16 protein-coding genes, 1 pseudogene and 1 riboswitch are annotated in these 26,011 nt (G+C 68.1%); of the genes and pseudogenes, 14 read left to right on the top strand and 3 right to left on the bottom strand.

Annotation, left to right across the window (positions count from 1 at the left end; translation table 11 throughout):
- The first annotated feature begins 9 nt into the window (after positions 1-9).
- Positions 10-6,669, top strand: coding sequence for an RHS repeat-associated core domain-containing protein (locus ACIBG5_RS25510; protein ID WP_396393970.1), 6,660 nt, complete (start codon positions 10-12; stop codon positions 6,667-6,669).
- Complete coding sequence (locus ACIBG5_RS25515; RefSeq protein WP_396393971.1) at positions 6,670-7,197, top strand: hypothetical protein; 528 nt, start codon at positions 6,670-6,672, stop codon at positions 7,195-7,197.
- Here ACIBG5_RS25515 and ACIBG5_RS25520 read toward each other — a convergent pair.
- The gene (locus tag ACIBG5_RS25520; RefSeq protein WP_396393972.1) at positions 7,190-8,476 is read right to left on the bottom strand and encodes a class I SAM-dependent methyltransferase; all 1,287 of its coding nucleotides are present in this window, start codon (positions 8,474-8,476) and stop codon (positions 7,190-7,192) included. The two genes, ACIBG5_RS25515 and ACIBG5_RS25520, sit on opposite strands and share 8 nt — an antisense overlap.
- Positions 8,473-9,852, bottom strand: coding sequence for an FAD-binding oxidoreductase (locus ACIBG5_RS25525; protein ID WP_396393973.1), 1,380 nt, complete (start codon positions 9,850-9,852; stop codon positions 8,473-8,475). Before ACIBG5_RS25525 ends, ACIBG5_RS25520 begins: the two co-directional genes overlap by 4 nt.
- A gap of 76 nt (positions 9,853-9,928) precedes the next feature.
- On the opposite strand from ACIBG5_RS25525, the gene ACIBG5_RS25530 reads away from it, so the two are divergent.
- The 5 genes from ACIBG5_RS25530 to ACIBG5_RS25550 all read left to right on the top strand — a co-directional run bounded on the left by ACIBG5_RS25530 (position 9,929) and on the right by ACIBG5_RS25550 (position 15,244).
- Entirely contained in the window at positions 9,929-10,861 is a 933-nt protein-coding gene (locus ACIBG5_RS25530; RefSeq protein ID WP_396393974.1) for a 2-hydroxyacid dehydrogenase, read from the top strand.
- 12 nt (positions 10,862-10,873) lie between these two features.
- Complete coding sequence (locus tag ACIBG5_RS25535; protein WP_396393975.1) at positions 10,874-11,968, top strand: WD40/YVTN/BNR-like repeat-containing protein; 1,095 nt, start codon at positions 10,874-10,876, stop codon at positions 11,966-11,968.
- 2 nt (positions 11,969-11,970) lie between these two features.
- Positions 11,971-12,252, top strand: coding sequence for a ubiquitin-like small modifier protein 1 (locus tag ACIBG5_RS25540; protein ID WP_396393976.1), 282 nt, complete (start codon positions 11,971-11,973; stop codon positions 12,250-12,252).
- Between the two features lie 42 nt (positions 12,253-12,294).
- On the top strand, positions 12,295-12,837 hold the full coding sequence (locus ACIBG5_RS25545) for an AAA family ATPase (protein ID WP_396393977.1): 543 nt from the start codon (positions 12,295-12,297) through the stop codon (positions 12,835-12,837).
- A gap of 139 nt (positions 12,838-12,976) precedes the next feature.
- Positions 12,977-15,244, top strand: a complete 2,268-nt coding sequence (locus tag ACIBG5_RS25550) for an MMPL family transporter (protein ID WP_396393978.1) — start codon at positions 12,977-12,979, stop codon at positions 15,242-15,244.
- Positions 15,245-15,249: 5 nt separating this feature from the next.
- On the opposite strand, the gene ACIBG5_RS25555 is transcribed toward ACIBG5_RS25550, so the two are convergent.
- Positions 15,250-16,161 (bottom strand): 5-aminoimidazole-4-carboxamide ribonucleotide transformylase, encoded by a 912-nt coding sequence (locus ACIBG5_RS25555; protein WP_396393979.1) that lies wholly within the window; start codon positions 16,159-16,161, stop codon positions 15,250-15,252.
- Between the two features lie 27 nt (positions 16,162-16,188).
- Positions 16,189-16,273: riboswitch (ZMP/ZTP riboswitch) on the bottom strand.
- 38 nt (positions 16,274-16,311) lie between these two features.
- Here ACIBG5_RS25555 and ACIBG5_RS25560 point away from each other — a divergent pair.
- The 7 genes and pseudogenes from ACIBG5_RS25560 (at position 16,312) to serA (ending at position 25,977) form a co-directional block, all read left to right on the top strand.
- Complete coding sequence (locus tag ACIBG5_RS25560; protein WP_396393980.1) at positions 16,312-17,301, top strand: hypothetical protein; 990 nt, start codon at positions 16,312-16,314, stop codon at positions 17,299-17,301.
- 59 nt (positions 17,302-17,360) lie between these two features.
- The gene (gene ilvD / locus ACIBG5_RS25565; protein WP_396393981.1) at positions 17,361-19,028 is read left to right on the top strand and encodes a dihydroxy-acid dehydratase; all 1,668 of its coding nucleotides are present in this window, start codon (positions 17,361-17,363) and stop codon (positions 19,026-19,028) included.
- Positions 19,029-19,322: 294 nt separating this feature from the next.
- A complete protein-coding gene (locus ACIBG5_RS25570) occupies positions 19,323-21,071 on the top strand; it encodes an acetolactate synthase large subunit (protein ID WP_396393982.1) in 1,749 nt (582 codons plus the stop codon).
- A pseudogene (gene ilvN, locus ACIBG5_RS25575) lies at positions 21,072-21,575 on the top strand (acetolactate synthase small subunit); the annotation flags it as partial.
- A 194-nt stretch (positions 21,576-21,769) separates the two neighbouring features.
- Positions 21,770-22,789, top strand: coding sequence for a ketol-acid reductoisomerase (gene ilvC, locus ACIBG5_RS25580; protein WP_131356552.1), 1,020 nt, complete (start codon positions 21,770-21,772; stop codon positions 22,787-22,789).
- 276 nt (positions 22,790-23,065) lie between these two features.
- The gene (locus ACIBG5_RS25585; protein ID WP_396393983.1) at positions 23,066-24,262 is read left to right on the top strand and encodes a serine protease; all 1,197 of its coding nucleotides are present in this window, start codon (positions 23,066-23,068) and stop codon (positions 24,260-24,262) included.
- Between the two features lie 116 nt (positions 24,263-24,378).
- Positions 24,379-25,977: a phosphoglycerate dehydrogenase gene (gene serA, locus ACIBG5_RS25590; RefSeq protein ID WP_360440792.1), complete on the top strand. Its 1,599-nt coding sequence runs from the start codon at positions 24,379-24,381 to the stop codon at positions 25,975-25,977.
- Positions 25,978-26,011 lie beyond the last annotated feature (34 nt).

Raw genomic sequence — 26,011 nt, forward strand, 5'->3', positions numbered from 1 at the left:
GGAACTCGAGTGCGATCACTTCACCGCAAGCGGCCGGCACTGGCCGCGCTGGTCACCTTGCTCGGCGTCAGCCTGGTTGCCGGGGTGGCGTCGTACGTCCCGGAGGCTGCGGCCACGACGACGAGCCGGCCGGCGCCGGAGGTGAAGAAGGAGAAGTCCACGCCGGGGAAGGATTTCGTCCCCGCGCCCGCGAAGCAGTCCAACCAGGCTGCCGAGGCTTCGAAGGCACCTGCGGCGCCGGTCTGGCCGGCGGCGTCGGTGTCGACCTTGGGCGCCTCGGTGCAGAGCAAGGTCGCCAGCTCGCCGGTCACCGCCGTCGTCACCTCGTCGGCACGCGGTACGGCGTCTCCGTCGGCGCGGCTGGAGGTGCTCGATCAGGCCGGCAGCCAACGGCTCGGTGTCACCGGTGTCGCGATGCGTGTCGCCCGGACCGATGCGCAGGCGGTGCCCGCGAAGGTGAAGGTCCAGTTCGACTACTCGAAGTTCGCCACCGCGTACGGCGGTGATTGGTCGTCCCGGCTCCAGTTGGTCCAGCTGACCTGCACCAGCGGGAACGCTTGCACTCAGCAACAGCCTCTCGCCACGACGAACAACAACGTGGACACCAAGGTCGTCTCCGGTGAGGTCGACCTCGCGCCGGCCGCGGCCGCCCAGTTCACCACACTGGCGCTGACGGCCGGCGTGTCCGGTCCGGCAGGTTCGTACGCCGCGACGTCTCTTTCGCCCTCGGCGACGTGGAACGTGGGTGCCCAGACCGGTGACTTCACCTGGAGCTACCCGCTCCGCGTCCCGCCGGGGACGGCCGGGCCGAAACCGGAACTGTCGATCAGCTACAGCTCGGGCTCGGTCGACGGGCAGGTCGCGTCGACCAACAACCAGACGTCGTGGATCGGTCAGGGACACTCGATGGAGCCTGGCTTCATCGAGCGCAAGTACGTGTCCTGCGCCGATGACATGACCAACAGCAACACGACCGTGAAGACCGGCGACCTGTGCTGGAAGTCCGACAACGCGGTCCTCTCGCTGGGCAGCCACTCCGGTGAACTCCTGAAGATCAGCAGCGACCCGGTCGCGAAGATCGACACGTTCCGGTTGAAGAACGACGACGGTTCGCTGATCCAGCGCCGCTACGGCGCGACGAACGGCGCCAAGGACGGCGAGTACTGGCAGGTCACGACCACGGACGGAACGAAGTACTCCTTCGGTCTCAACCCGAGCGTGCCCGGCAACGCCCGTTCCGACTCGGTCAGCACGGTCCCGGTCTTCGGCAACCAGGTCGGTGAGCCGTGCTACCAGGCGACGTTCGCCGCGTCGTACTGCACCCAGGCCTGGCGCTGGAACGTCGACCGGGTGGTTGACCTCAGCAACAACCTGATGAGCTACCGGTACATCCAGGAGAGCAACTACTACGGCCGCAACAACAACACCGGCGTCTCGATCTACCAGCGCGCCAGCTACCCGTGGATCATCGACTACGGAAAGGTTGCCGGCAGCACCGAGACGACCACGGCCGCGCCGACCCGGGTCTGGTTCGGCGTCTCCGAGCGGTGCCTCCCCGGTGGAACGGTGACCTGTGACCCGGCCCAGCTGACCGCGGCGAACGCCTCGCGCTGGCCGGACACGCCGTTCGACCAGCTCTGTACGTCGTCGACCACCTGCCCGAACCGGACCTCGCCGTCGTTCTTCACCCGCAAGCGGCTGACCACGATCAACACCGAGGTCCTCGGCAGCAACAACACCTACAACCCGGTCGACACCTGGACCCTGACCCAGGACTATCCGGCCACGGACGTCGCGCCGTCGTTGTTCCTGCGCTCGATCACCCACCAGGGCCGGGTCGGCACAGCCCTGACGAATCCGAGTGTCACGTTCACGGGAATCGACAAGCCGAACCGGGTCGACGCGATCGGCGACGGTGCTCCGGCCATGGTCAAGTACCGGGTGTCGTCGATCCAGTCGGAGTCCGGCCAGATCACCAACGTCAACTACAGCGACGCGGACTGCACACCGACCTCCAAGCCGGCCAGTGCCGCGACCAACACCAGACTGTGTTTCCCGGTCTACTGGACGATCGACGGCGGCGCCGCGCCGACGATGCATTGGTTCAACAAGTACGTGGTCACGTCGATCGCGGTCGACGACAACTCCACCGACGCTCCGGACCAGTTGACGTCGTACGAGTATCTGGGCACGCCGGCCTGGCACTTCGACGACAACGAGTTGACGCTGCTGAAGTACCGCAGCTGGGGTGACTGGCGCGGGTACTCCAAGGTCAACGTGAAGACCGGACCGGTCGGCAACCAGACCCAGACGCAGTACCTGTTCTTCCGAGGCATGCACGACGACTACCTCGATGCGGCGGGCACGACGAAGAAGACGGTCATCGTGACCGACAGCCAGGGCGGCACGGTCGAGGACGCGAATCGCTACAACGGCTTCGTCCGCGAAGAGATCACCTACAACGGCGCGGGTGGTGCCGAGGTCGAGGGCACCATCTCCACGCCGTGGGTCACCGCGACGGGCACCGCCGGCGGCGACACGGCGATGATCCTGCGGACGAAGTCGTCGGTCACCCGGACCCGGCTGAGCAGCGGCAGCTACCGGACCGCGGGGTCGGTGACCACGTTCGACACGGTGGGTCTGCCCACCCAGGTCGACGATCTCGGCGATCTTGCGATCACGTCGGACGACCGGTGTACCCGGTACACCTACAACCGCAACCAGGCCCTATGGCTGCTGAGCCCGGTCAGCCGCGAGGAGAAGGTGTCGGTCGCGTGCGGCGCGACGCCGAGCCGTCCCGCGCAGGTGATCTCCGACGAGCGCAGCTACTACGACGGCAAGACCGGCCTCGCGGACGCACCGGTGCGCGGTCTGGTCACCAAGGTCGAGAGCATGAGTGGCTGGGCCTCCGGCCCCGTCTACGAGCAGCGCTCGCGGACCGCGTACGACTCACTCGGCCGCATCACCGGGACCTGGGACGGCCTCAACCGGCAGACCAGCACCGTCGCCTTCACCCCGGCCACCGGCGGCCCGGTCACCGGTGTGACGACGACCGACGCGAAGGGCTACGCCAACGTCACCACGATCTCGCCGGCGTGGGGAGCCACGCTGTCCGAGGTCGATCCCAACGGACGCCGGACGGACCTGACGTACGACGCGTTCGGTCGGCTGACCGCGGTCTGGCTGCCGAACCGGTCGAAGGCCGGCGGTGCGACCGCCTCGATGATCTTCAGCTACCTGCTGTCGAAGACGGCGCCCAACGTCGTCGCCACTCAGGAGCTCAAGCCCGACGGCACGTACAAGACGAGCCGGACGCTGTTCGACGGTCTGTTGCGGCAACGGCAGGTGCAGACGCCTGCGGCGACCGGTCTCGGCCGGGTGCTGATCGACACCAGGTACGACGAGCGCGGCAATGTCGCGAGCCAGGACGGGCCGTACTACGACAACACGTCCGCACCCTCCAACGTCCTCTTCGACGCCAACGAGCCGAACCTGCCGGCCAGGACTCTGAACACCTACGACGGGGCCGGCCGCAATGTGCTGTCGCAGTTCGTCGTCCAGAACGCCGAGCAGTGGCGGACCGAGACGATCTACGGCGGCAACGCGGTGGCGACCATCCCGCCCGAGGGTGCGACCACCACCATCAAGATGCTCGATGCCCGGGGCAAGGTCTCGGAGCTGCGGCAGTTCCACGGCCGTGCCGCGGGTGGTGACTACGACTCGACGAAGTACACCTACACGCCGGACGACCAGCTCGAGACGGTCACCAATGCCGCGGGCAGTGTCTGGCGGTACGGCTACGACCTGCGCGGCCGCCAGATCCAGGCGGAGGACCCCGACAAGGGGACCACAACCACCGCGTACGACGCGGGGGACCGGGTGGTGTCCACCAAGGACGCGCGCGGGCAGGAGCTGTTCTTCTCCTACGACGAGCTGGACCGGAAGACCGCCGTACGCAACGGATCGGCGACCGGGCCGGTGTTGGCCAGTTGGGTGTACGACACCCTGGGCAAGGGGCTCCTGACCTCGTCCACCCGCACCGTCAACGGCAACAACTACGTGTCGGCCGTGACCGGGTACGACTCGATGGACCGGCCCGTCGGCACTCAGGTCGTCATCCCGGCGTCCGAGGGCAAGCTCGCCGGCACGTACACCAGCACCACGCAGTACAACCCGGACGGCACTGTCAAGAAGGCCAAGCTGCCCAGCACGCCGGGCCTGCCGGACGAGACCGTCGACCTGTACTACGACGCGTCCGGAAACCTGAACGCGATGGGTGGGTGGCAGGCGTACGTCAGCGAGACGACGTACGGCGAGTACGGCGACCCGCTGCAGTACCACGCCGGTCAGCAGACCGGGAAGGGTGTCTACCAGTCCTTCGAGTACGAGCAGGGCACGCGGCGGCTGGCCAAGATGAAGGTCGACCGTGAGGGCGTGCTGCAGACCGACGACACCTTCGTCTACGGGTACGACGACGCGTCCAACGTCAAGTCGATCTCGCATCAGTACGGCACGTCGGTCGATCTGCAGTGCTTTGCGACGGACTACCTGCAGCGGACAACGGAGGCGTGGACTCCGGCTGGTGCGTGTTCGGATGCCCGTTCGGCGTCCACCGTGGGCGGACCCGCGCCGTACTGGCAGTCGTATGCGTACGACGCGTCGGGCAACCGCACCTCTCTGGTCGACCACAAGGTGGCGGGGGACACCACGTCCACCTACGCCTACCCGGCGCCGACAGCCGTTCGGCCGCACGCTGTCACCGGCGTGGCTGCCGCAGGGCCGTCGGGCACGTCGGCTGACACCTACGGATACGACGCGGCGGGCAACATGTCGACGCGAACCGTTGCCGGTGACACCGACACGTTCAACTGGGATCCGGAAGGCCACCTGGAGTCGGTCAGCGGGCCGGACGGAGACACCAGCTTCGTGTACGACGCGGACGGCAGCCGGCTGATCCGCCACGATCCGAAGGGGGCGACGCTCTACCTCGCGTCGGCCGAGGTTCGCTGGGACAAGGCCGCGGACTCGGTCAGCTCGACCCGGTACTACGACTTCAACGGCGCGACGATCGCCATGCGCAACAACAGTTCCTCGGTCGAGTACCTGATGTCCGACCCGCACGGCACGGCGTCGGTCTCGGTCGACGGCCTGACGGCGGGCGTGTCCCGCCGCTTCATGGACCCGTTCGGCAACGCACGCGGTACGACGTCGCCGACGTGGGAACCGAACTCCCGCGGCTTCGTCAACGGTGTCGACGATCCGTCGACCGGGCTGACGCACCTCGGGGCCCGCGAGTACGACGCCAAGCTCGGCCGCTTCATCAGCGTCGACCCGCTGGTCGACATCGGTGACCCGCAGACGCTGAACGCCTACGCCTACTCGAACAACAGCCCGGCAACGTTCAGCGACCCCGACGGGATGATGTTCGTCGGTGGCAAGGGCGCCGACGGGTTCGAGGCCCGCAACGGCGGCTCGGACAACGTCGAGCAGTACCAGAAGTCCAAGAAGGAGGGCCGCGGCGGCTTCATCTCCTACAAGGACGACGACGGCAAGCAGGTCAACAGCTGGGAAGAGTCCGAGATCTCCCAGCACACCCAGAAGGTCAAGGAAACCAAGAAACGCATCAAGAAGGTCATCAAGGACCTGGTCAAGATCGTCGCCGACGAACTCGGCATCACCGACGCCCTCAACTGCTTCACCAACGGCGACCTGGGCGCATGCGTCGCCACCGGCGTCACCGTCCTGGCCTCCTTCGTCGGCGGCATAGCCGGCAAACTCATCAGCAAATACCTCTTCAAGATGAAGAAGGCCTGGAAACTCATAGGCCGGATCAAAGACCTCGTCGGCGAAGCCATCGACGGCATCAAGGGCCTCCGCAAAGCCGAAGACGACCTCAAGGCCGCCGCACGATGTAACTCGTTCGAACCCGGGACACTGGTACTCCTCGCGAACGGGAAGACCAAACCGATCGACAAGATCGAAGTCGGTGACGGGGTTCTGGCCTCGGAGCCGAGCAGCGGAGAAGTCGCCTCGCATCCGGTCGTGGCTACCATCATCGGCGAAGGCACCAAGAAGCTCGTCGATATCGCGGTCGCGCCGAAGGATGCGGATTCGCGGGGAGTCCAGCACCTCGTGGCGACCGACGGGCATCCGTTCTACCTGCCTGGCCCGCACCAGTGGGTCACAGCGGCCGACCTCGCCGTAGGCGACGAACTGTCGAGCCTTGGATCGTCGGAGCCGGTGCGGGTTGTTGCGCGGACCCGGTACGAAGCCGTCGCCCGGGTCCACAACCTGACGGTGGCTGGCCCACATACCTACTATGTGATGGCTGGCGCGACGCCGGTGCTCGTCCACAACTGTGGTGGCGAGGACGAGGTAGCCGAAGCCGCCAAACGCAGTCGCGCGCAGGGACTGTCTCCGGATGAGAACGCAACCGGCGATCACACTGTGTTCGAGCGGGACGCGAACGGCGTGGTGACCAGGTACCAGACCTTCTTCAAGAACGATCGTCATCCGGCGGGTTGGCAGCCGGGCCCGCGCTTCCGTGGTACGGGTGGCAAGCACTCCGGGATGAGTCCGCCGCTCTATTACCCTAAGGGCAGAGGTCAGGCCATCCCGGGGGCGGACGTCCCGGATCGCATTCCGCCAGGTTATCTAGATGGAGATTAGATGGACTCCGCTGCCGTGCGCAGGCTCTTCCAGGCTTCGTTCCCCGACGTGGAGTCCGAGGATCCGGTCGCGTATTTCGGGGAGATCGGTTCGGCGGTCGACGCACTGGTTTACGGATGGCTGTACTGGCCCAAGCTGGTGGAGCTGCATGGGGCGGTATTCCTGGCCCTTAACGGAGATGACGAGGCGTACATCACCGAGCGGCTCGCAGCAGCGATTGCTGCGAGCCGGGACGAGCCGCGTGGGTCGTGGGCAGAGGCGGTCGACAGCTTCAACTTCTTCGAGTTGGAGTATCTGTTCGGTGTCCGGCCGGCGTCGGGGGACTTGCAGGAGGACGTAGTGCGGCAGCTCGGCAGTCTGCTGGTCGAGACATGGTCGGCGCGGCTCGCGTCGGCCTATCCCGACCGCCGATTCTCCGTGACGCTCCAGCTCGCGGACGAGTCGCTGATGCTGGCCACCCGGGTGCAGGTGACGCAGACGACTCCACCGCTGCAACCGCCCGCGGGCTGGAGCCTCTCGGTCAGCTGAGCCAGGTGGGGCGTAGGGGGAAGTGGGCGTTGGATTGGTTGTCCAGTTTTACGGCCAGGAACTGGTGGAGTTGGGTGTTGTTGCGTTCGAAGCCGACTCGGCAGGCGGCTAGGTAGAGGCCCCAGATCTTGGCGATGGGGTGGCCTACTTCGGCTACGGCCTCGTCCCAGTGGGTCTGGAGGTTGTCGGACCAGGCGGCGAGGGTGAGGGCGTAGTGCTCGCGGAGGTTCTCCGAGTGGCGGACCTCGAAGCCGGCGTCCTGGGCTTCGGCCATGATGCGGCCGGAGCCGATCAGTTCGCCGTCGGGGAAGATGTAGCGGTCGATGAAGGCGCCGGTGGAGCGGAAGCGGTTGTCCGGCCGGGTGATGCAGTGGTTCAGCAGCCGGCCGCCGGGCTTGAGCCGGTCCAGCAGGAAACCGAAGTACGACGGATAGTTGCGTACGCCGATGTGCTCCGTCAGACCGATCGAGCTGATCGCGTCGAAGTCGCGCTCCGGCACGTCGCGGTAGTCGAGGAACCGTACCTCGGCCAGATCCTCCAGCCCTTCGGCCTTGATCGCCTCCGACGCCCACTCGGCCTGCGCCGACGACAACGTGACGCCCAGCGCGCGAACGCCGTACTCGCGGGCCGCGTGCCGGACCATGCCGCCCCACCCGCACCCGACGTCGAGCAGCCGCTGACCCGCCTTCAGATCGAGCTTCCGCGCAACCAGGTCGTACTTCTCGTACTGCGCCTGCTCCAGGGTCGCGTCCGCGGACGGGTACACCGCGCAGGTGTACGTCATCGACGGCCCGAGGATCCACTCGTAGAAAGTGTTCGACACGTCGTAGTGGTGGTGGATCGCGGCCTTGTCCCGGGTCCGCGAGTGGCGCAGTCCCTCGAACGTCCGGCGCCACTTCGGCAGGTGCTCCTGCGGCGGGGGCGGCGGTGGTTTCAGGTGGCTCCAGCCGAGCCCGCGGACGATGCGCAGCGCCTCCGCCGTCGTCGGCCGCTCGAAGTGCAGCTGGTTGAGCATCATCCGCATCAGCCCGTACGGATTGGCCGGGTGCACGCCGGTGATCTCCAGGTCGCCCATCACGTAGGCGCGGACCAGGCCGAGGTCGCCGGGCGCCGTGAGTACGTAGGACAGTCCACGCTCGGACGCGAGGTGCATGTGGATCGGCGAATCCTCAGGGCCGGTCGCGCTGCCGTCGTACGCCGTGAACCGGAACGGGAGACCGTCCGGGGTCACTGTCGTGAGTGCATCGGCAATCGAAACCTGGGTCGCAAGCGTCGTCATCGGCGCGTCACCGCCTTCTCGTAGAGCCCGGTGAGCCGGGCGTCGGGGTCGTACCGTTTCTTCACCGCGTTCAAGGCCGGAACGTTGTAGAGGCGGTCGAACGTGTCGCGGTCGTAGTAGGCATCGGAGTACAGCGACTTGTGGCCGTCGAAACGCGCGACGGCGTCCTCGATCGCCCGGTTCACGTCACCGTCGGCGGCACCGTCGGCCATGGCCACGGTGCCCCAGAAGCCAACGTTCACGTACGTCTCGCCGGGCTTCAGCGGATACAGCGGCCAGTCGATGGACCCGCGGAGCCGCAGCGGGCACAGCCACACCGGCCGCATCCCCACCTCGGCGTCGAACCAGCGCAGGAACCCGGCCAGCTGCGACGCCGGAATCTCGACGTCCTGGACCACGCGTTCGCGGTCGGCCTGGCCGCGCCGGCGATTGAGCCGCGCGGCGACGTGATGCCGGTTCTCGAAGCCGACGATCTTGTGGAACACGTCGCTGCGCCGCCAGCGCCGCGGCCACACCCGCCGTACCCAGGGGTTCTGCGCGCCGAACGCGGCCGAGCACCAGAACCAGTCGGTGTCCCAGCGCCACAGATAGTCGTGTGCGGTGAGGAAGTCGTTCGGCCGCTGCTGGATCGAGCGGTAGTAGATCTGCTGGCCGGTGTAGTCGCTGGTCCGCACCGCCGCGTCGCTGTTGCGACCGAGCGTCAGATACGCCTCCGACGGCGTGAACGCCACCCCGTCGACGAAGTGCACCGGCTCGCCCTCGTACATGCCGGAGGCAACGAGCTCCTCGATCACCGGGCCGAGCCGGTCCAGGTCGACCCGCACATGCCGCAGCGCGACGTACGGCGAGATCCGGTCGAGCTCGATCCGCAGCCGGGTCGCGTAGCCGAGCGTGCCGTAGGAGTTCGGGAAGGTGCGGAACAGCTCCGCGTGCTCACCGTCGGGCCGGGCCGTGACGAGCTGGCCGGACCCGGTGAGGATGTCGAGTTCGAGCACCGACTCGTGCGGCAGCCCGGCGCGGAACGACGACGACTCGATGCCGAGTCCGGTGACCGCGCCGCCGAGGGTGATGGTCTTCAACTGCGGGACGACCATCGGGGTGAGGCCGTGCGGCAGCGTCGCCGCGACCAGGTCCTCGTACGTGCACATGCCCTGGACGTCGGCCGTCCGCGCCACCGGATCGACAGCGATCACGCCGGTCAGTGCGGATACATCGAGACCGGCCTGGTCGATCTCGGTTCTCGGCCGGAACAAGTTGGAACTGCGCTTCGCCAGCCGGACGGGCCTGCCTGCGGGGATCCGTTCGTACGACGCCCGCAGCTGCCCTACCGCCTGGTCGTGATCGAGAGTCCGAACCGGATCCGATGTCGAAGGCACCGATCCAGAGTACGACGACGCTTCGTGCCTGGCACGGGAGTTCACACTGTCGGAGTGGCCGAGTAGGTTCGTGGGCATGGCTGATGTGGTGAAGGCATGGCTGCCCTGGGAGGACCCCGACACCTTCCTCGGCGGGCTGCCCGCGGGTTTCGACGTGGACTTCTTCGACGGTGACGAGCGGCCGGCGTCGCTCGCGGAGGTCGAGTTCTACGTTCCGGGGTACATGGGCGGTGACCGGGTGATCCAGGTCGTCCGGGAGCTGCCGAATCTCAAGGTCGTGCAGACCCAGACGGCCGGGTTCGAGCATGTTGTGCCGCACCTGGCCGACGGAGTCACCTTGTGCAACGCCCGCGGCGTCCATGACGCGTCCACCGCGGAGCTGGCGGTCGGCCTGATCCTGGCGTCGTACCGGCGCCTGCCGCGAGCCGTCCGCAACCAGGAGCGGGAGGTCTGGCCGTCGTCGTACACCGAGCTGGACGACTCGCTCGCGGACCGGACGGTGATGATCCTCGGATACGGGTCGATCGGCGAGGCGCTGGAGCGGCGGCTGACCGGGTTCGAGTGCGAGATCATCCGGGTCGCCCGGCGGCCCCGGGAGGGTGTGCACCCGATCACCGACCTGCCTGAGCTGCTCCCGCGCGCGGATGTCGTCGTCGTTCTGACGCCGGCGACCGCCGAGACGCGGGGGATGGTAGACGCGAAGTTCCTGGCCCAGCTGAAGGACGGCGCGCTGCTGGTCAACGTCGCACGCGGTGTCGTCGTGGACACGGACGCGTTGCTGGCGGAGCTCAGCTCGGAGCGGATCAGCGCCGCGCTCGACGTGACCCATCCCGAGCCGTTGCCCGCCGGACATCCGCTGTGGTCGGCTCCGAACGTTCTGATCAACCCGCACCGCGGCGGTGCGTCGACGGCGTTCGAGCCGCGAGTCGCCCGGCTGGTGCGTGCGCAGCTGGAGCGGTATGCGCAAGGGGAAGCACTCGTCAATGTGGTGGCGGGGCCGCCACGCTAAAGGAGGACAACGATGTCCGAGGCCGTACTGCTGATCGGGACCAAGAAGGGGCTCTGGATCGGACGGAGTGACGCCGCGCGCCGGAAGTGGAGCCTGGACGGCCCGGTGCCGGAGTTCGAGATGCAGGGTGTGTACGCGGTCGGTATCGATCCGCGCGGCGACCAGCCCCGGCTGTTCGTCGGTGGGACGAGCGAGCACTGGGGCCCGGCGGTGTTCCACTCCGACGACCTCGGCAAGACGTGGGCCGAACCGCCCCAGGGCTCGATCGGCTTCCCTGAAGGCTCCGAGGCGTCGCTCGAGCGGGTCTGGCAGATCCAGCCGGCGCCCGAATCGCAGCCCGGAGTCGTGTACGCCGGGACGCAGCCGTCGGCGCTGTGGAAGTCGACCGACGGGGGAGTGACGTTCGAGCTGGTCCGCGGCCTGTGGGACCACCCGCACCGCAAGGAGTGGGGCGCCGGCTTCGGCGGTCAGGCGGTGCACACCGTGCTCCCGCACCCGAGCGACCCCGGGCAGGTGAGTGTCGCGATGTCGACCGGTGGCGTGTACCAGACCACCGACGGCGGTGCGTCGTGGTCGCCGGCGAACCACGGGATCAAGGCGAAGTTCATGCCCGACCCGGATCCGGAGTTCGGTCAGTGCGTGCACAAGTTGGCCGGGCATCCCGACGTACCGGAGCGGATGTTCGCGCAGAACCACCACGGCGTCTACCGCTCCGACGACGGTGGCGCGATCTGGAAGTCGATCGCGGACGGACTGCCCTCGGACTTCGGGTTCCCGATCGTGGTGCATCCGCACGACCCCGACACCGTTTACGTCTTCCCGTTGGTCGCGGACGCGAACCGGATCCCCACCGACGCCAGTTGCCGCGTCTACCGGTCTCGCGACGCCGGGGCGACCTGGGAGCCGTTGTCCAGCGGACTGCCCGACGTTTCGTTCGTGCCGGTCCTGCGCGACGCGATGACGACCGACACGGCCGACCCGGCCGGGGTGTACGTCGGCACGCGCGACGGGTGCGTGTATGCGAGTGCGGATGCCGGTGACACGTGGGTCGAGGTGGCGAGTCACCTGCCAGACGTGCTCACCGTGCGCGCCGCGGTGCTGGGCTGACGATGGTCGCGGTCAGGCTGCCGACGGTGCTCAGACCGTTCGCGGGCGGAGCCGAGCGGGTCGAGATCGAGTCCGGCGGCGAGCCGACCGTTGCCTCGGTCTTCGCCGCCCTCGAGGCTCAGCACCCGGCACTCCGCCGGCGCCTGACCGACGAGCAGGGTGCGATCCGTCGGCACGTGAACGTGTATCTGGGCAACGACAACATCCGCGACCTGGACGGTCTGGACACCAAGCTGCCCGCCGAAGCCGAGCTCCTCATCCTGCCCAGCGTCGCCGGCGGCTAAATGAGTGCAGTTTCCGGGGCGGGTTGGCTAGCGTCTCGCAGCATGAACGGCGAGCTCATCGTGCTGACCGGACCACCTGGCGCAGGCAAGTCGACAGTGGCCGAGTTGGTTGCCACGGATGCGGAACGTCTGACCGTGCACCTCCTGACCGATCAGTTCTACACGGCCATCCGCACCGGCTTCGTGCCGCCGTACCTGCCTGGGTCGGCGGACCAGAACGACGTGGTCGTCGACGTCATCGTCGCGGCGGCGACGACGTACGCACGAGGCGGGTACGACGTCGTGGTGGACGGGGTCGTCGGCCTCCATTACGTGCCACCGTTCCGCGCCGCCGCGGAGCAGGCCGGCCTGGTCCTGTCGTACGTCGTACTCCGGCCGGATCTCGAGACCACGCTGGCCCGGGCCCGGGACCGGGGCGGCGACTCACTGAAGGATGCCGAGGCGATCACCGGGCTGCACCAGTTGTTCGCCGAACTGGGTGAGCTGGAGTCGCATGCGATCGACACCAGCGGGCTCGACGTGCAGCGGACGGCGGACGAAGTACGGCGGGCGGTCTCCTCCCAACGCTTCCGCTTGGTCGGCTGACGACGAAGAGCGATCCTGCGGTGGCGTAGAGATACGGACAGTGACCGAGGGGTTGTCGCGGGGTCGCGCCCAGCCTACTGTCGGCGAAGGGGCGCGCGGCGTGGCCGGGCCTGGGGGCGCCTGGGGGAGGGGGCGCCCTGTGCATGTGTTTCTGGATCGGCTCGGTCGAGGGGCCGCACGATTTCACTGGTTCGTGATCGCCGGCTGGCTGGTTGCCGTGGTCGGGTTGTTCGTCCTGCGGGCGGCGTTCGGCGGTACGTACGTCAACAACTACACGGTCCCCGGCAGTGAATCGTCGGCTGGATTGACGATCCTGAACAAGGACTTCTCCACGGCCGGCGGGTACTCCGGATCGATCGTCTTCCACGCCAAGTCCGGGACGGTCTCCGAGCAGTCCGATGCGGTCAAGACGTCGATGGCGGCGGTCGGCAAGCTGCCTGACGTCGTCTCGGCCGTCGATCCGCTGGCGACGTCATCGACGGCGTACATCTCGAAGGACGGGAGCGTCGTCAACGCTCCGGTGTCGTTCTCCGTGGTGCCGGCGTCGCTCGACAGCAGCTACCTCGACAAGCTGGACGCGGCCGTCCAGCCGGCCCGCTCCGCCGGACTCGAGGTCGAGTACGGCGGAGGCGCCGGGCAGATCGGCAAGCAGGCCGACGATGCGCTCTCGGAGGCGATCGGTCTCGCGCTGGCGCTGCTGTTGCTGTTCCTGATGTTCCGGTCCATCGTCGCGTCCGCGCTGCCGCTGGTGGCCGCGATCTTCAGCGTCGGCGGCGGCCTGGCCATACTCGGTCTGCTCGCGGCCGTGAAGGACTTCCCGGTCTCGGCGCCGACGGTCGCGACCCTGCTCGGACTGGGCGTCGCGATCGACTACGGGCTCTTCATGGTGTCCCGCCATCGCGAACAACTCGACGACGGCCAAGGCGTCGAGGAGTCCGTCGGCCGGACCGAGTCGACCTCCGGTGCGGCCATCCTGGTCGCCGGTGGGACGGTCGTCATCGCGATCCTCGGTCTGTATGTGTCCGGCGTACCGTTCGTCGGCGCGCTCGGTCTGTCGTCGGCCATCGTGGTCGCGGTCACTGTGCTGGCTGCCCTGACACTCATCCCGGCCATGCTCGGTCTGGCGAAGTTCCTGGTACTGAACCGCAACGACAGGCACCACCTGGTCGAGGAACAGGAGCTCGAGGCCGGCCTCGAGGACGAGGTGGCCGTGGCCGAACACCGGGCCGAGGAGCGCGAGCGGCGCGACCTCAAGCACGAGCAGAGCGCGTTCGCCCGCTGGGGGCGCAAGGTCAGCGTCCGGCCGTGGCCGTACGGCATCGTCGCCACGCTGGTGCTGCTCGTCCTGGCGATCCCGCTGCTGTCGATGAACCTCGGCCAGCTCGACGCCGGCACGGATCCGGCGCAGGACTCGAGCCGGAAGGCGTACGACCTGGTTGCCCAAGGCTTCGGCCCGGGCGCGAACGGTCCGCTGACGGTCGTCGTACAGCTCCCGTCCGAGAGCTCGACCGACAAGCAGACCTTGCTGAACGGTCTCGCGTCGACGCTGCAGAAGACGTCCGGCGTGGCCGCCGTACAGCCGCCGAGCCTGAACAGCTCCGGTACGACGGCGATCATCAACGTCATCCCGACCACGTCGCCGTCCGCGGCGGAGACCGAGGACCTGGTCAACCGGATCCGGGACGACGTACTCGCGGGGCAGAAAGAGCCCACCTTCGTCGTCGGCACCACTGCCGGGTACGTCGACTTCACCGAGAAGGTGTCCGGGCGGATGCTGTGGCTGATCGGGGCTGTGGTGCTGCTGGCGTTCCTGCTGCTCACGGTCGCGTTCCGATCGCTCCTGATCGGGATCAAGGCCGCGATCCTCAACCTGCTGTCGGTCGGAGCGGCGTACGGCGTGATCGTCGCGGTGTTCCAGTGGGGTTGGGGATCCTCGTTGGTCGGGATCGACGAGAAGGTGCCGATCCCGTCGTTCGTGCCGATGCTGATGTTCGCGATCGTGTTCGGGTTGTCGATGGACTACGAAGTCTTCCTGCTGTCCCGGGTGCACGAGGCGTGGATCGCGACCAAGGACAGCCATCGCGCCGTGGCGATCGGGATCGGCGCGACGGCCCGGGTCATCACCACGGCGGCCGCGATCATGATCGTGGTCTTCCTCAGCTTCGTCCTCGACGACGACCCGACGGTCAAGATGCTCGCGGTCGGCATGGCAGTCGCCGTACTGATCGACGCCAGCATCGTCCGGATGGTCCTGGTGCCGTCCGTCATGACGCTCCTCGGCGACCGCGCCTGGTGGCTCCCACGCTGGCTCGACCGCATCGTCCCCGACATCCAACTGGAAGGCGGCCCACCGGCCCCACCCCCACCAACCCCCCAAGAAACCCCCAAGGTCGAACCCGTCGCCTGACCTCCTCAATGGCGGAAGAGGCGTACGCCGGTTCGTGACAGCGTGATTCCGCGGGCAGCGCACGCCTCGGCGACCTCGTCGGAGCGGATCGAGCCGCCGGGTTCGGCGATGTGGGCTACGCCGTGGCGGTGGGCTTCGTCGATGTTGTCGACGAAGGGGATGGCGCCGTCGGAGACCATCGCGACGCCGGTCAGCGGCTCTGACGAGCGGCGGGACCACCACTCGTCTGCTTTCTCGCCGGCCAGGCGGACGCAGTCGACTCGTGACTGCTGGCCGGCGCCGATGCCGATCGTCGTACCGTCCTTCACCATCGCGACCGTGTTCGACTGCGTGTACCGCGCCACGATCATCCCGAGCAACAAGTCCCGGGCCGCTGCATCCGGCACGCCCGGATCCAGCAGCTCACGAGTCAACGGCAGGTCGTCCCGCTGCTGCGTCAGCCGTAGCCCGTACACCTCGCGCACCTCGTGCTCCGGAGGCTCGAAGGACGCATCGGCTTCGAGGACGAGAAAGGTCCCGCGCTTCTTCCCGGCCAACACTCCGACGACGCCTTCGTCGTACCCAGGCGCAATGATCCCGTCGCTCACGACCCGCTTGAGCACACCCGCAAGCTCGGCATCGACCGGATGCGAGACCGCAACGAAATCGCCGTACGACGACTTCGGATCGGCATCACGGGCGCGCACATACGCGGCACTCACCGAATCCGCCAGCGCAGCACCGGCAGGGGAGACGTGCTTGTACGACGCCGCCGCGACCACCCCGAACGCCCCAGCCGCCTCCCGTACGAGCTGCCAACCGGTGAGCGCATCCAAGACATTGATGTACGACGGACTCCCGCTGACGACTGTGAACGGCGCCCGACCGGACACCGGGGTCATCGTGGCGGACTGGTGTGGGTTCATTCCATAACGCATCCAGCGACCTCCGAGATCGAAACACATCGGAGGCGCCCAGGCGGACGACGCCTTGCTTACCGGCCGACCGCTCCCCGGTGGTACTCCACCCTCGCCAGTCGCGATCGTTCGGCAGTCTATTCGAGCAACCCGCACACGTACGATCCGAGCATGGGGATCTTCTCTCGCAAGGCGGTGGATGTCTCCAGGCTTCGGCTTGATCAGGCGTGGGCCGATCCCGAGCTCGATCGAGCGTACGCCGCTGTGCGTGCGGGGGATCTGTCGACGGGGATGGCGTTGCTGAAGGCGACGCCGGTGAATACCGGGCTGCGGTCGGTGCGAGTGGTGGGGCTGGGGCAGGCGGCGGTCGGGCACAGCGAGCAGTTGGAATTGCGGCTGGAGGCGTTGCCCGGGGATCCGGATCTGCTGCTGTGGCTTGGGCAGACGTTGGTGTTCGAGGCCTGGGAAGTGCGGAGCGGGAGTCTCGCGAAGTACGTCTCCGAGCAGCAGTTCGCGTCCTTCCACGACGTCCTCGGGACCGCGGGCGCAGTACTGAATCATGCGATCGATGCGGCGCCCGACGATGCGGCCCCGTGGGAGGTGCTGCAGTGGGTGACGGTTGGACTGCAGTCGTCGATGGAGGTGAAGGACAAGGTCTTTCGGTCCGCGGTGGAGCGGCATCCCGACAGCTACGCCGCGCACAGCGGACGGGTGCAGGTGCTGGCCCCGAAGTGGTCGGGCCTGGAGCTCGCCGAGCTCGTGCACTTCGGTCATCAGGTGGTGGCGAACGCACAGCCGGGTAGCGCCCTGAGTGCCGTCGCCGCACAGGTGATCAACGAGGTGTGGGTCGACGTACTCGGCGACAGCGAGCTCTCCCGGCTGCAGCGCGGCGCCCGCCTGACGCACGAGGTCTCGAACCGGCGGGAGGAACTGCTGGCCGCGCGGGACAAATGGTGGACCCCCGGACGCGAGCAACAGCCGGAGGACATCTCCGCCCACGGTGCGATGTCGTTCGCATTGAAGGCAGTCGGTGCGAAGGCAGCGGCAATGGAGCACGCCGCCCTGACCACAGGCCGGATCGAGAGCCTGCCCTGGGGCTACACCAACGCCCCCGACGCCCTCACCGCCTTCGCCACCGCGGTGGCACACCAGATGTCCTGAGACCCGGCGCGGTCGGACGAGGGCAGCGTTGTTGATTTACGAGGAATAGAGTGACCGGCATGGTCGATGTGAAGCCACGGAGCCGGACGGTGACCGACGGGCTGGAGGCGACCGCATCGCGCGGGATGCTTCGCGCGGTCGGGATGGGTGACGACGACTGGGCCAAGCCACAGGTCGGAGTCGCGTCGAGCTGGAATGAGATCACCCCGTGCAACCTGTCCCTGGACCGGCTCGCGAAGGCGGTCAAGGAGGGCGTGCACGCGGCCGGCGGCTATCCGCTGGAGTTCGGCACGATCAGCGTGTCCGACGGCATCTCGATGGGCCACGTCGGCATGCACTACTCGCTCGTCAGCCGCGAGATCATCGCCGACTCGGTCGAGACCGTGATGGAGGCCGAGCGGCTGGACGGCTCGGTGCTGTTGGCCGGCTGCGACAAGTCGCTGCCCGGCATGCTGATGGCCGCGGCCCGGCTCGACCTGGCCTCGGTCTTCCTGTACGCCGGTTCGATCATGCCCGGCAGGCTCGGCGACAAGGACGTCACGATCATCGACGCGTTCGAGGCGGTCGGTGCCTGCCTGCGTGGCCTGATCACGCAGGACGAGGTGGACGCGGTCGAGCGCGCTATCTGCCCGGGCGAAGGCGCCTGTGGCGGCATGTACACCGCGAACACCATGGCCGCCTCCGCCGAAGCGCTCGGTATGTCGCTCCCCGGCTCGGCCGCACCGCCCGCGGTCGACCGACGTCGCGACGGCTACGCGCGTAAGTCCGGCGAAGCCGTGGTCGGCCTTCTGCAGAAGGGGATCACGGCCCGCCAGATCCTCACCAAGGAAGCGTTCGAGAACGCGATCGCCGTCGTGATGGCGCTCGGCGGCTCCACGAACGCCGTACTGCATCTGCTCGCGATCGCGCGCGAGGCCGACGTCGACCTGACCCTGGCGGACTTCAACCGGATCGGCGACCGGGTCCCGCATCTCGGCGACCTCAAGCCGTTCGGGCGCTACGTGATGACCGACGTGGACCGCGTCGGCGGCATCCCGGTCGTCATGCGTTCGCTCCTCGATGCCGGCCTGCTGCACGGCGACTGCCTCACCGTTACCGGCAAGACGATGGCTGAGAACCTCGCCGACATCGCCCCGCCGGACGTCGACGGCACGATCATCCGCGCGCTGGACAAGCCGATCCACGGCACCGGCGGCATCACGATCCTGCACGGCTCGCTCGCGCCCGAGGGCGCGGTGGTGAAAAGCGCCGGCTTCGACTCCGACGTCTTCGAAGGTACGGCGCGAGTCTTCGACGGGGAGCGCCCGGCCATGGACGCGGTCGCCGGACTCAACCCCGGCGACGTCGTGGTGATCCGCTACGAAGGCCCGAAGGGTGGCCCTGGGATGCGCGAGATGCTCGCGGTCACCGGTGCGATCAAGGGCGCGGGTCTCGGCAAAGAGGTCCTGCTGCTCACCGACGGCCGTTTCTCCGGCGGTACGACGGGGCTCTGCGTGGGCCATGTCGCGCCGGAGGCCGTCGACGGCGGCCCGATCGCGTTCGTCCGTGACGGCGACCGGATCACCCTCGACGTCAAGAACCGCACGCTCGACCTGCACATCAGCCCGGAGGAACTCGAACGCCGCAAGGTTGGCTGGACCCCGAAGACCCCGGCGATCACCAAGGGCGTGCTCGGCAAGTACACCCGCCTGGTCCGCTCCGCGTCCGAAGGGGCTGTCTGCATCTAAGACAGTCATCTCACGATATGAGAGAACGCCGAGCCGAACTTGACCCGATCGCATTCCGTCGGCGACTGTTGCCTACATGCGATCGATTCTCCTCGTACTTGTGCGGCGCGCCGACTGACGCGACCACTGAGTCGAGCGCGCCCCTTCAGCCAACCGGCGGAAGGGGTTTTTTGTTGCCAATGCGACTATCTGCGACCCAGATATCGCGAAGCAGCAGCCACAAGCGAGGATGGATCGGTCGCGACAAGCCAGATCGTCAAGGCCATATCGTGACAGGACTGAGGGAAGGCACTCATGAGTGAGCAGCTGACCGGGGCACAGGCTCTGATCCGCGCACTGGAACATGCCGGAGTGGACACCGTCTTCGGCATCCCGGGTGGCGCGATCCTCCCGGCGTACGACCCGATGCTCGACTCGACCCAGATCCGCCACATCCTGGTACGTCACGAGCAGGGCGCCGGCCACGCCGCCCAGGGGTACGCCTCGGCGTCCGGCAAGACCGGCGTGTGCATGGCGACCTCCGGGCCCGGCGCGACCAACCTGGTGACGCCGATCGCGGACGCGTACATGGACTCGGTCCCGTTGGTCGCGATCACCGGCCAGGTGGCCAGCGCCGCGATCGGGACGGACGCCTTCCAGGAGGCCGACATCCGCGGCATCACGATGCCGATCACCAAGCACAACTTCCTGGTCAACGACCCGAACGACATCGCCACCACGGTGGCCGAGGCGTTCCACATCGCCTCGACCGGCCGGCCCGGTCCGGTGCTCGTCGACGTGACCAAGGACGCGATGCAGGCGCGGGTCGACTTCCAGTGGCCGACCGAACTGTCGCTGCCCGGCTACCGGCCGGTGACGCGGCCGCACCCCAAGCAGGTGCGCGAGGCGGCCCGCCTGATCGCCGCGGCCGAGAAGCCGGTCCTGTACGTCGGCGGCGGCGTGATCCGGGCTCAGGCCCACGCCGAGTTGAAGGAACTCGCGGAGCTCCTCGGCATCCCGGTGGTGACCACGCTGATGGCCCGCGGCGCGCTGCCGGACACCCATGACCTGCACTTCGGCATGCCGGGCATGCACGGCTCGGTCTCCGCGGTCGGCGCGCTCCAGCGCTCCGATCTGCTCATCTGCCTGGGTGCCCGCTTCGACGACCGGGTGACCGGCAAGCTCGACTCGTTCGCCCCGGAGGCGAAGGTCATCCACGCCGACATCGACCCGGCCGAGATCGGCAAGAACCGGGCCGCCGACGTGCCGATCGTGGGTGACTGCAAGGAGGTCATCACCGACCTCATCGCCGCGCTCCACACCGAGATCGCGAACGCCGGCCGGACCCCGTCGTACGACACCTGGCGGCACCAGCTCGAGGCCGTGCGGGCCAAGTACCCGGTCGCGTACGACGAGCCCGAGGACGGCAGCCTGTCCCCGCAGTACGTGATCGAGCGGATCGGCCAGATCGCCGGCCCGGACGCCATCTACACCGCGGGCGTCGGGCAGCACCAGATGTGGGCCGCGCACTATCTCCCGTTCGAGAAGCCGCGTCACTGGCTGAACTCCGGCGGCCTCGGCACGATGGGGTACGCCGTTCCGGCCGCGATGGGAGCCAAGGTCGCCCGGCCGGACAAGACCGTGTGGGCGATCGACGGTGACGGCTGCTTCCAGATGACCAACCAGGAGCTGGTCACCTGTGCGCTGGAGGGCATCCCGATCAAGGTTGCCGTGATCAACAACCAGTCCCTGGGCATGGTCCGGCAGTGGCAGACCCTGTTCTACGACAAGCGTTACTCCAACACCGATCTGCACTCGGCCCAGATCCCGGACTTCGCCAAGCTGGCCGAGGCGATGGGCGGCGTCGGGCTGCGCTGCTCCGACCGCGACTCGGTCGACGCCACGATCGAGAAGGCGATGGCGGTCACCGACGCGCCGGTGGTGGTCGACTTCGTCGTGCACCGCGACGCGATGGTCTGGCCGATGGTCGCGGCCGGCACCAGCAACGACGACATCCAGATCGCCCGCGACATGGCGCCGGCCTGGGACACCGAGGAGCTCTAAATGTCGAAACACACTCTGAGCATCCTGGTCGAGAACAAGCATGGAGTGCTGGCCCGGGTGGCCGCGCTGATCTCGCGCCGCGGGTTCAACATCGACTCCCTCGCGGTCGGTCCGACCGAGCACCCGGAGGTGTCCCGGATGACCATCGCGGTCAGCGTGGACGAGCAGCCTCTGGAGCAGATCACCAAGCAGCTGAACAAGCTGGTGAACGTGATCAAGATCGTCGAACTCGAGCCCAGCCAGACCGTGCAGCGTGAACTGCTGCTGGTGAAGGTCAAGGCGGACACCCTGACCAGGGGACAGGTGCTGGAGACCGTCCAGCTGTTCCGTGCGAAGGTGGTGGACGTGGCTCCGGACGCGATCACGATCGAGGCGACCGGCAATCCCGAGAAGCTCGAGGCCATGCTGCGGGTGCTGGAACCGTTCGGCGTCCGCGAGCTGGTGCAGTCCGGCATGGTGGCGATCGGCCGGGGCAGTCGCTCCATTTCCGACCGCACGCTACGGCCGGTCCCGGTGCCACCGCCGCACGTCGCGTCGGGTCCCCCGAACCTGCAGGCGCAACCCGCCGAGCGCCCCCATCACCCGGTGCCGGCGCCGCCGCCGGGCCGACCCGTGGCCCCGGCCCGCCAGGGCTGAGCCGACAACAAGCGCCGTACCGAATATCTACAGAGGAGAAGAGCGCCAAAGTGGCTGCTGAAATGTTCTACGACGACAACGCCGACCTGTCGGTGATCCAGGGCCGCCACGTGGCCGTTCTCGGCTACGGCTCCCAGGGCCACGCGCACGCGCTGTCCCTGCGCGACTCCGGCGTCGACGTCCGGGTGGGCCTGCCCGAGGGCTCCAAGAGCCGGGCCAAGGCCGAGGCCCAGGGCCTGCGCGTACTCAGCCCGGCCGAGGCGGTGGAGGAGGCCGACGTGATCGTCGTCCTCGCGCCGGACCCGGCCCAGCGCAAGCTCTACAAGGAGGCCATCGAGCCGAACCTGGTCGACGGCGACGCGCTCGTGTTCGGTCACGGCTTCAACATCCGGTTCGGCTACATCAAGCCGCCGGCCGGCGTGGACGTGTTCATGGTCGCCCCGAAGGGCCCGGGCCACCTGGTCCGCCGTGAGTACACCGAGGGTCGCGGCGTACCCGTGCTGGTAGCGGTCGAGCAGGACGCCACCGGCAAGGCGTGGGACCTCGCGCTGTCGTACGCCAAGGGCATCGGCGGCCTCCGGGCCGGCGGCATCAAGACCACCTTCACCGAGGAGACCGAGACCGACCTGTTCGGTGAGCAGGCCGTCCTCTGCGGTGGCGTGTCCGCGCTGATCCAGAACGGCTTCGAGGTACTGACCGAGGCCGGCTACCAGCCCGAGGTCGCGTACTTCGAGTGCCTGCACGAGCTCAAGCTGATCGTCGACCTGATCTACGAAGGCGGCATCGCCAAGCAGCGCTGGTCGGTCTCCGACACCGCCGAGTACGGCGACTACGTGTCCGGGCCCCGCATCATCGACGCGTCGGTCAAGCAGCGGATGAAGGAGGTCCTCGGCGACATCACCGACGGCACCTTCGCGGCCCGCTTCATCGCCGACCAGGACGCCGGCGCGCCGGAGTTCGCCGAGTTCCGCAAGCAGAGCGAGTCGCACCCGATCGAGGCGGTCGGCAAGGAACTGCGCGGCCTGATGGCCTGGGTCAAGTCCCACGACGAGGACTACGTGGAGGGCACGGCAGCCCGCTGACACCACCTTGTGATAGGCCCGGACCATCCAGGTGGATGGTCCGGGCTCAGGGCGTGTCTCACAGTTCCCGCCTACTGCGCGGCACTCGGCACGGCACCTCGCTGCACGTGAGCAAAGGCCACGATGCGCCGCCTCGAGACCTTCGCTCCCGCGCACCGATGCACCGCACCGAGCACCTGCTCGCTACGGCGCGGAACTGTGAGACCCGCCCTGTTCTTTGGCACAATCGGTGACGATTGTGGTCTGGACTGGTGATGGTGGGGGAGGTGAGCCTCGGTGGAGGACGGCAGGCATGCGCTGCCGCGGCCGCCCCGGCGCGTGCCGGTAGGCGCCGGCGTCCTCACCCAACTGCAGACCCCGCCCCCGCGGGCCCCACGCCGCGGACGACGGCCGCCGTGGAAGTTCGGCCGGTTCCTGGCCGGACTCCTCGTCGTACTGCTGATCCTCGGCGCCGGCGCTTCGGCCGGCTGGGTGATCCGCGCGCAGAGCCTCAAGATCGACACCGCGAAGGTCCTGGACCTGGCCGGCCCGGGTGTCGTCCGGGTCCTGGCGACGACGTGCGCGGGGAACGGTGAAGCGAGCGGGGTCGTGATCGGTGACGGGCTGGTCCTGACCGCCGCATCCGCGATGAAGCAATCGCTCTCGATGGCGATCGTGACCCCGGACGGCCGGATCCGACGGGCCAACCTGCTCGGGACGAGTGCGGACGGAGTCGCCGTACTGCGCATGATCGGGCGACTCGACGACGACCCGGTGCCGCTGGCGCCGACGGACCCGGACCGGAAGGCCGAGCGCGCGCACATCGGCTACACCGCCGCGGGGAGGCAGGCGATCCAGAAGGTCGGTACGACGGATCGCCCGCGGGCGCTGACCGAGATCATGAACACGGCCAAGCTCGGTGGGCCGGTCGTCGACAAGTCCGGCCAGGTCGTCGGCCTGGTCGTCGGCGACACCGCCGCGACCGCGAGCATCGTCCCGGTCGCCCGGTTGCGCGAGTACGTCGTACCGAACGCGCCGGCGCTCACGCCTGAACCGGGCGGCACCTGTGACCGGTCGCGCGGACCGCAGACCCCGATCGTCCCGGAACTGCTGGTCTCGAAGACCAAGCTGGCGATCGAGGCGCAGGGACTGCTCGGCACCTACCTGACGCTGATGAACCAGCACGACTTCAGCGGGCTGCGGACGGCCTACTACTCCAAGCGGCTGCTCGGCGCGCTGTCGGAGAAACGGGACCGGGACAGCCACCAGACGACGTACTTCTTCGGCGCCAGGATCACCGAGGTGACCACCAACGCGCTGGGCGTGAACGTCCGGATGATGTTCACCGTGCTGTTCTCGCCGAACTCGAGCGGTGCGAAGGGTCAGACCTGCAACCGGCTGGACGTCCGCTATCGTCTGGTCCGGGAGGGCAACCGGCTCAAGGTCGACCAGGGCAGTTCGGTGAACCTCCCGCAGAGCTGCGACACCGACTGACCGTCATTCGGGTCGCCCGGCGGGTCTGACCGGTGACCAGGTACTATCTCATCAGCGGGCACAGCGCGGTGCTCTGAACTTTCGAGCCCCTACCGCTTCTGCAGGAGACTTCTCCCATGACTGACGTAACCCGGCCCGTCGTCCTGATCGCCGAAGAGCTGAGCCCGGCCACCGTCGAGGCCCTCGGCCCCGATTTCGAGATCCGGCACACCAACGGCGCCGATCGCGCCCAGCTGCTCCCGGCCATCGCCGACGTCGACGCCATCCTGATCCGCAGTGCCACCAAGGTGGACGCCGAGGCGCTGGCCGCGGCCAAGCGCCTGAAGGTCGTCGCCCGGGCCGGTGTCGGCCTGGACAACGTGGACGTGAAGGCCGCCACCCAGGCCGGCGTGATGGTGGTCAACGCGCCGACCTCCAACATCGTCAGCGCCGCCGAGCTCGCGGTCGCGCTGCTGCTGGCCACCGCGCGCCGGGTGCCGGCCGCCGACCAGTCGCTGAAGAACGGCGAGTGGAAGCGCAGCAAGTACTCCGGTGTCGAGCTGTTCGAGAAGACTGTCGGCATCGTCGGCCTCGGCAAGATCGGTGTCCTGGTCGCGCAGCGGCTGGCCGCCTTCGGCATGAACGTGATCGCCTACGACCCGTACGTGCAGGCCGGCCGGGCCGCTCAGATGGGTGTGCGGCTGGCGTCTCTCGACGAGCTCCTCGCCGCCAGCGACTTCATCTCGGTGCACCTGCCGAAGACCCCGGAGACGATCGGCCTGATCGGCGACGAGGAGCTGCACAAGGTCAAGCCCGAGGTCATCGTCGTGAACGCGGCCCGCGGCGGCATCGTCGACGAGCAGGCGCTCTACTCCGCGCTCAAGGAAGGCCGGGTGGCCGGCGCCGGCCTGGACGTGTTCGCGTCCGAGCCGTGCACCGACTCGCCGCTGTTCGAGTTCGAGAACGTGATCGCCACCCCGCACCTGGGCGCGTCCACCGACGAGGCGCAGGAGAAGGCCGGCATCGCGGTGGCCAAGTCGGTCCGGCTGGCGCTGTCGGGCGAGCTGGTGCCGGACGCGGTCAACGTCCAGGGCGGTGTGATCGCCGAGGACGTCCGGCCGGGCATCGGCCTGACCGAGAAGCTGGGCCGGATCTTCACCGCGCTGGCCGGCGGCGTCGCGCAGCAGCTCGACGTCGAGGTCCGCGGCGAGATCACGCAGTACGACGTGAAGGTGCTCGAGCTGGCCGCGCTGAAGGGCGTCTTCGCCGACGTGGTCGAGGACAACGTGTCGTACGTGAACGCGCCGCTGCTGGCGGCCGAGCGGGGCCTCGAGGTCCGGCTCGTCACCGACCACGACAGCCCCGAGCACCGCAACCTGATCACCCTGCGCGGGACCCTTGCCGACGGCATCCAGGTGTCGGTGTCCGGCACGCTGATCGGCGTCCGGCAGTCGGAGCGGCTGGTCGAGATCGACGGGTTCGACGTGGAGATCGAGCTGTCCGCGCACCTGGCCTTCCTCACCTACGAGGACCGGCCGGGCATCGTCGGACAGATCGGCCGCATCCTCGGCGACGCGGAAGTGAACATCGCCGGCATGCAGGTCAGCCGGGACCGCAAGGGCGGCAAGGCGCTGGTCGCGCTGGCCGTCGACTCGGCGATCGCGACCGGCGTACTGGACGACATCGCCGGTGCGGTGCAGGCCGATACGGCTCGCACTGTGGACCTGGAGGCGTAATTCAGACGAACGACTGATTTACTGGAGGCGGTCG

This window comes from Kribbella sp. NPDC050241 (assembly GCF_044459685.1).
Classification (GTDB): domain Bacteria; phylum Actinomycetota; class Actinomycetes; order Propionibacteriales; family Kribbellaceae; genus Kribbella.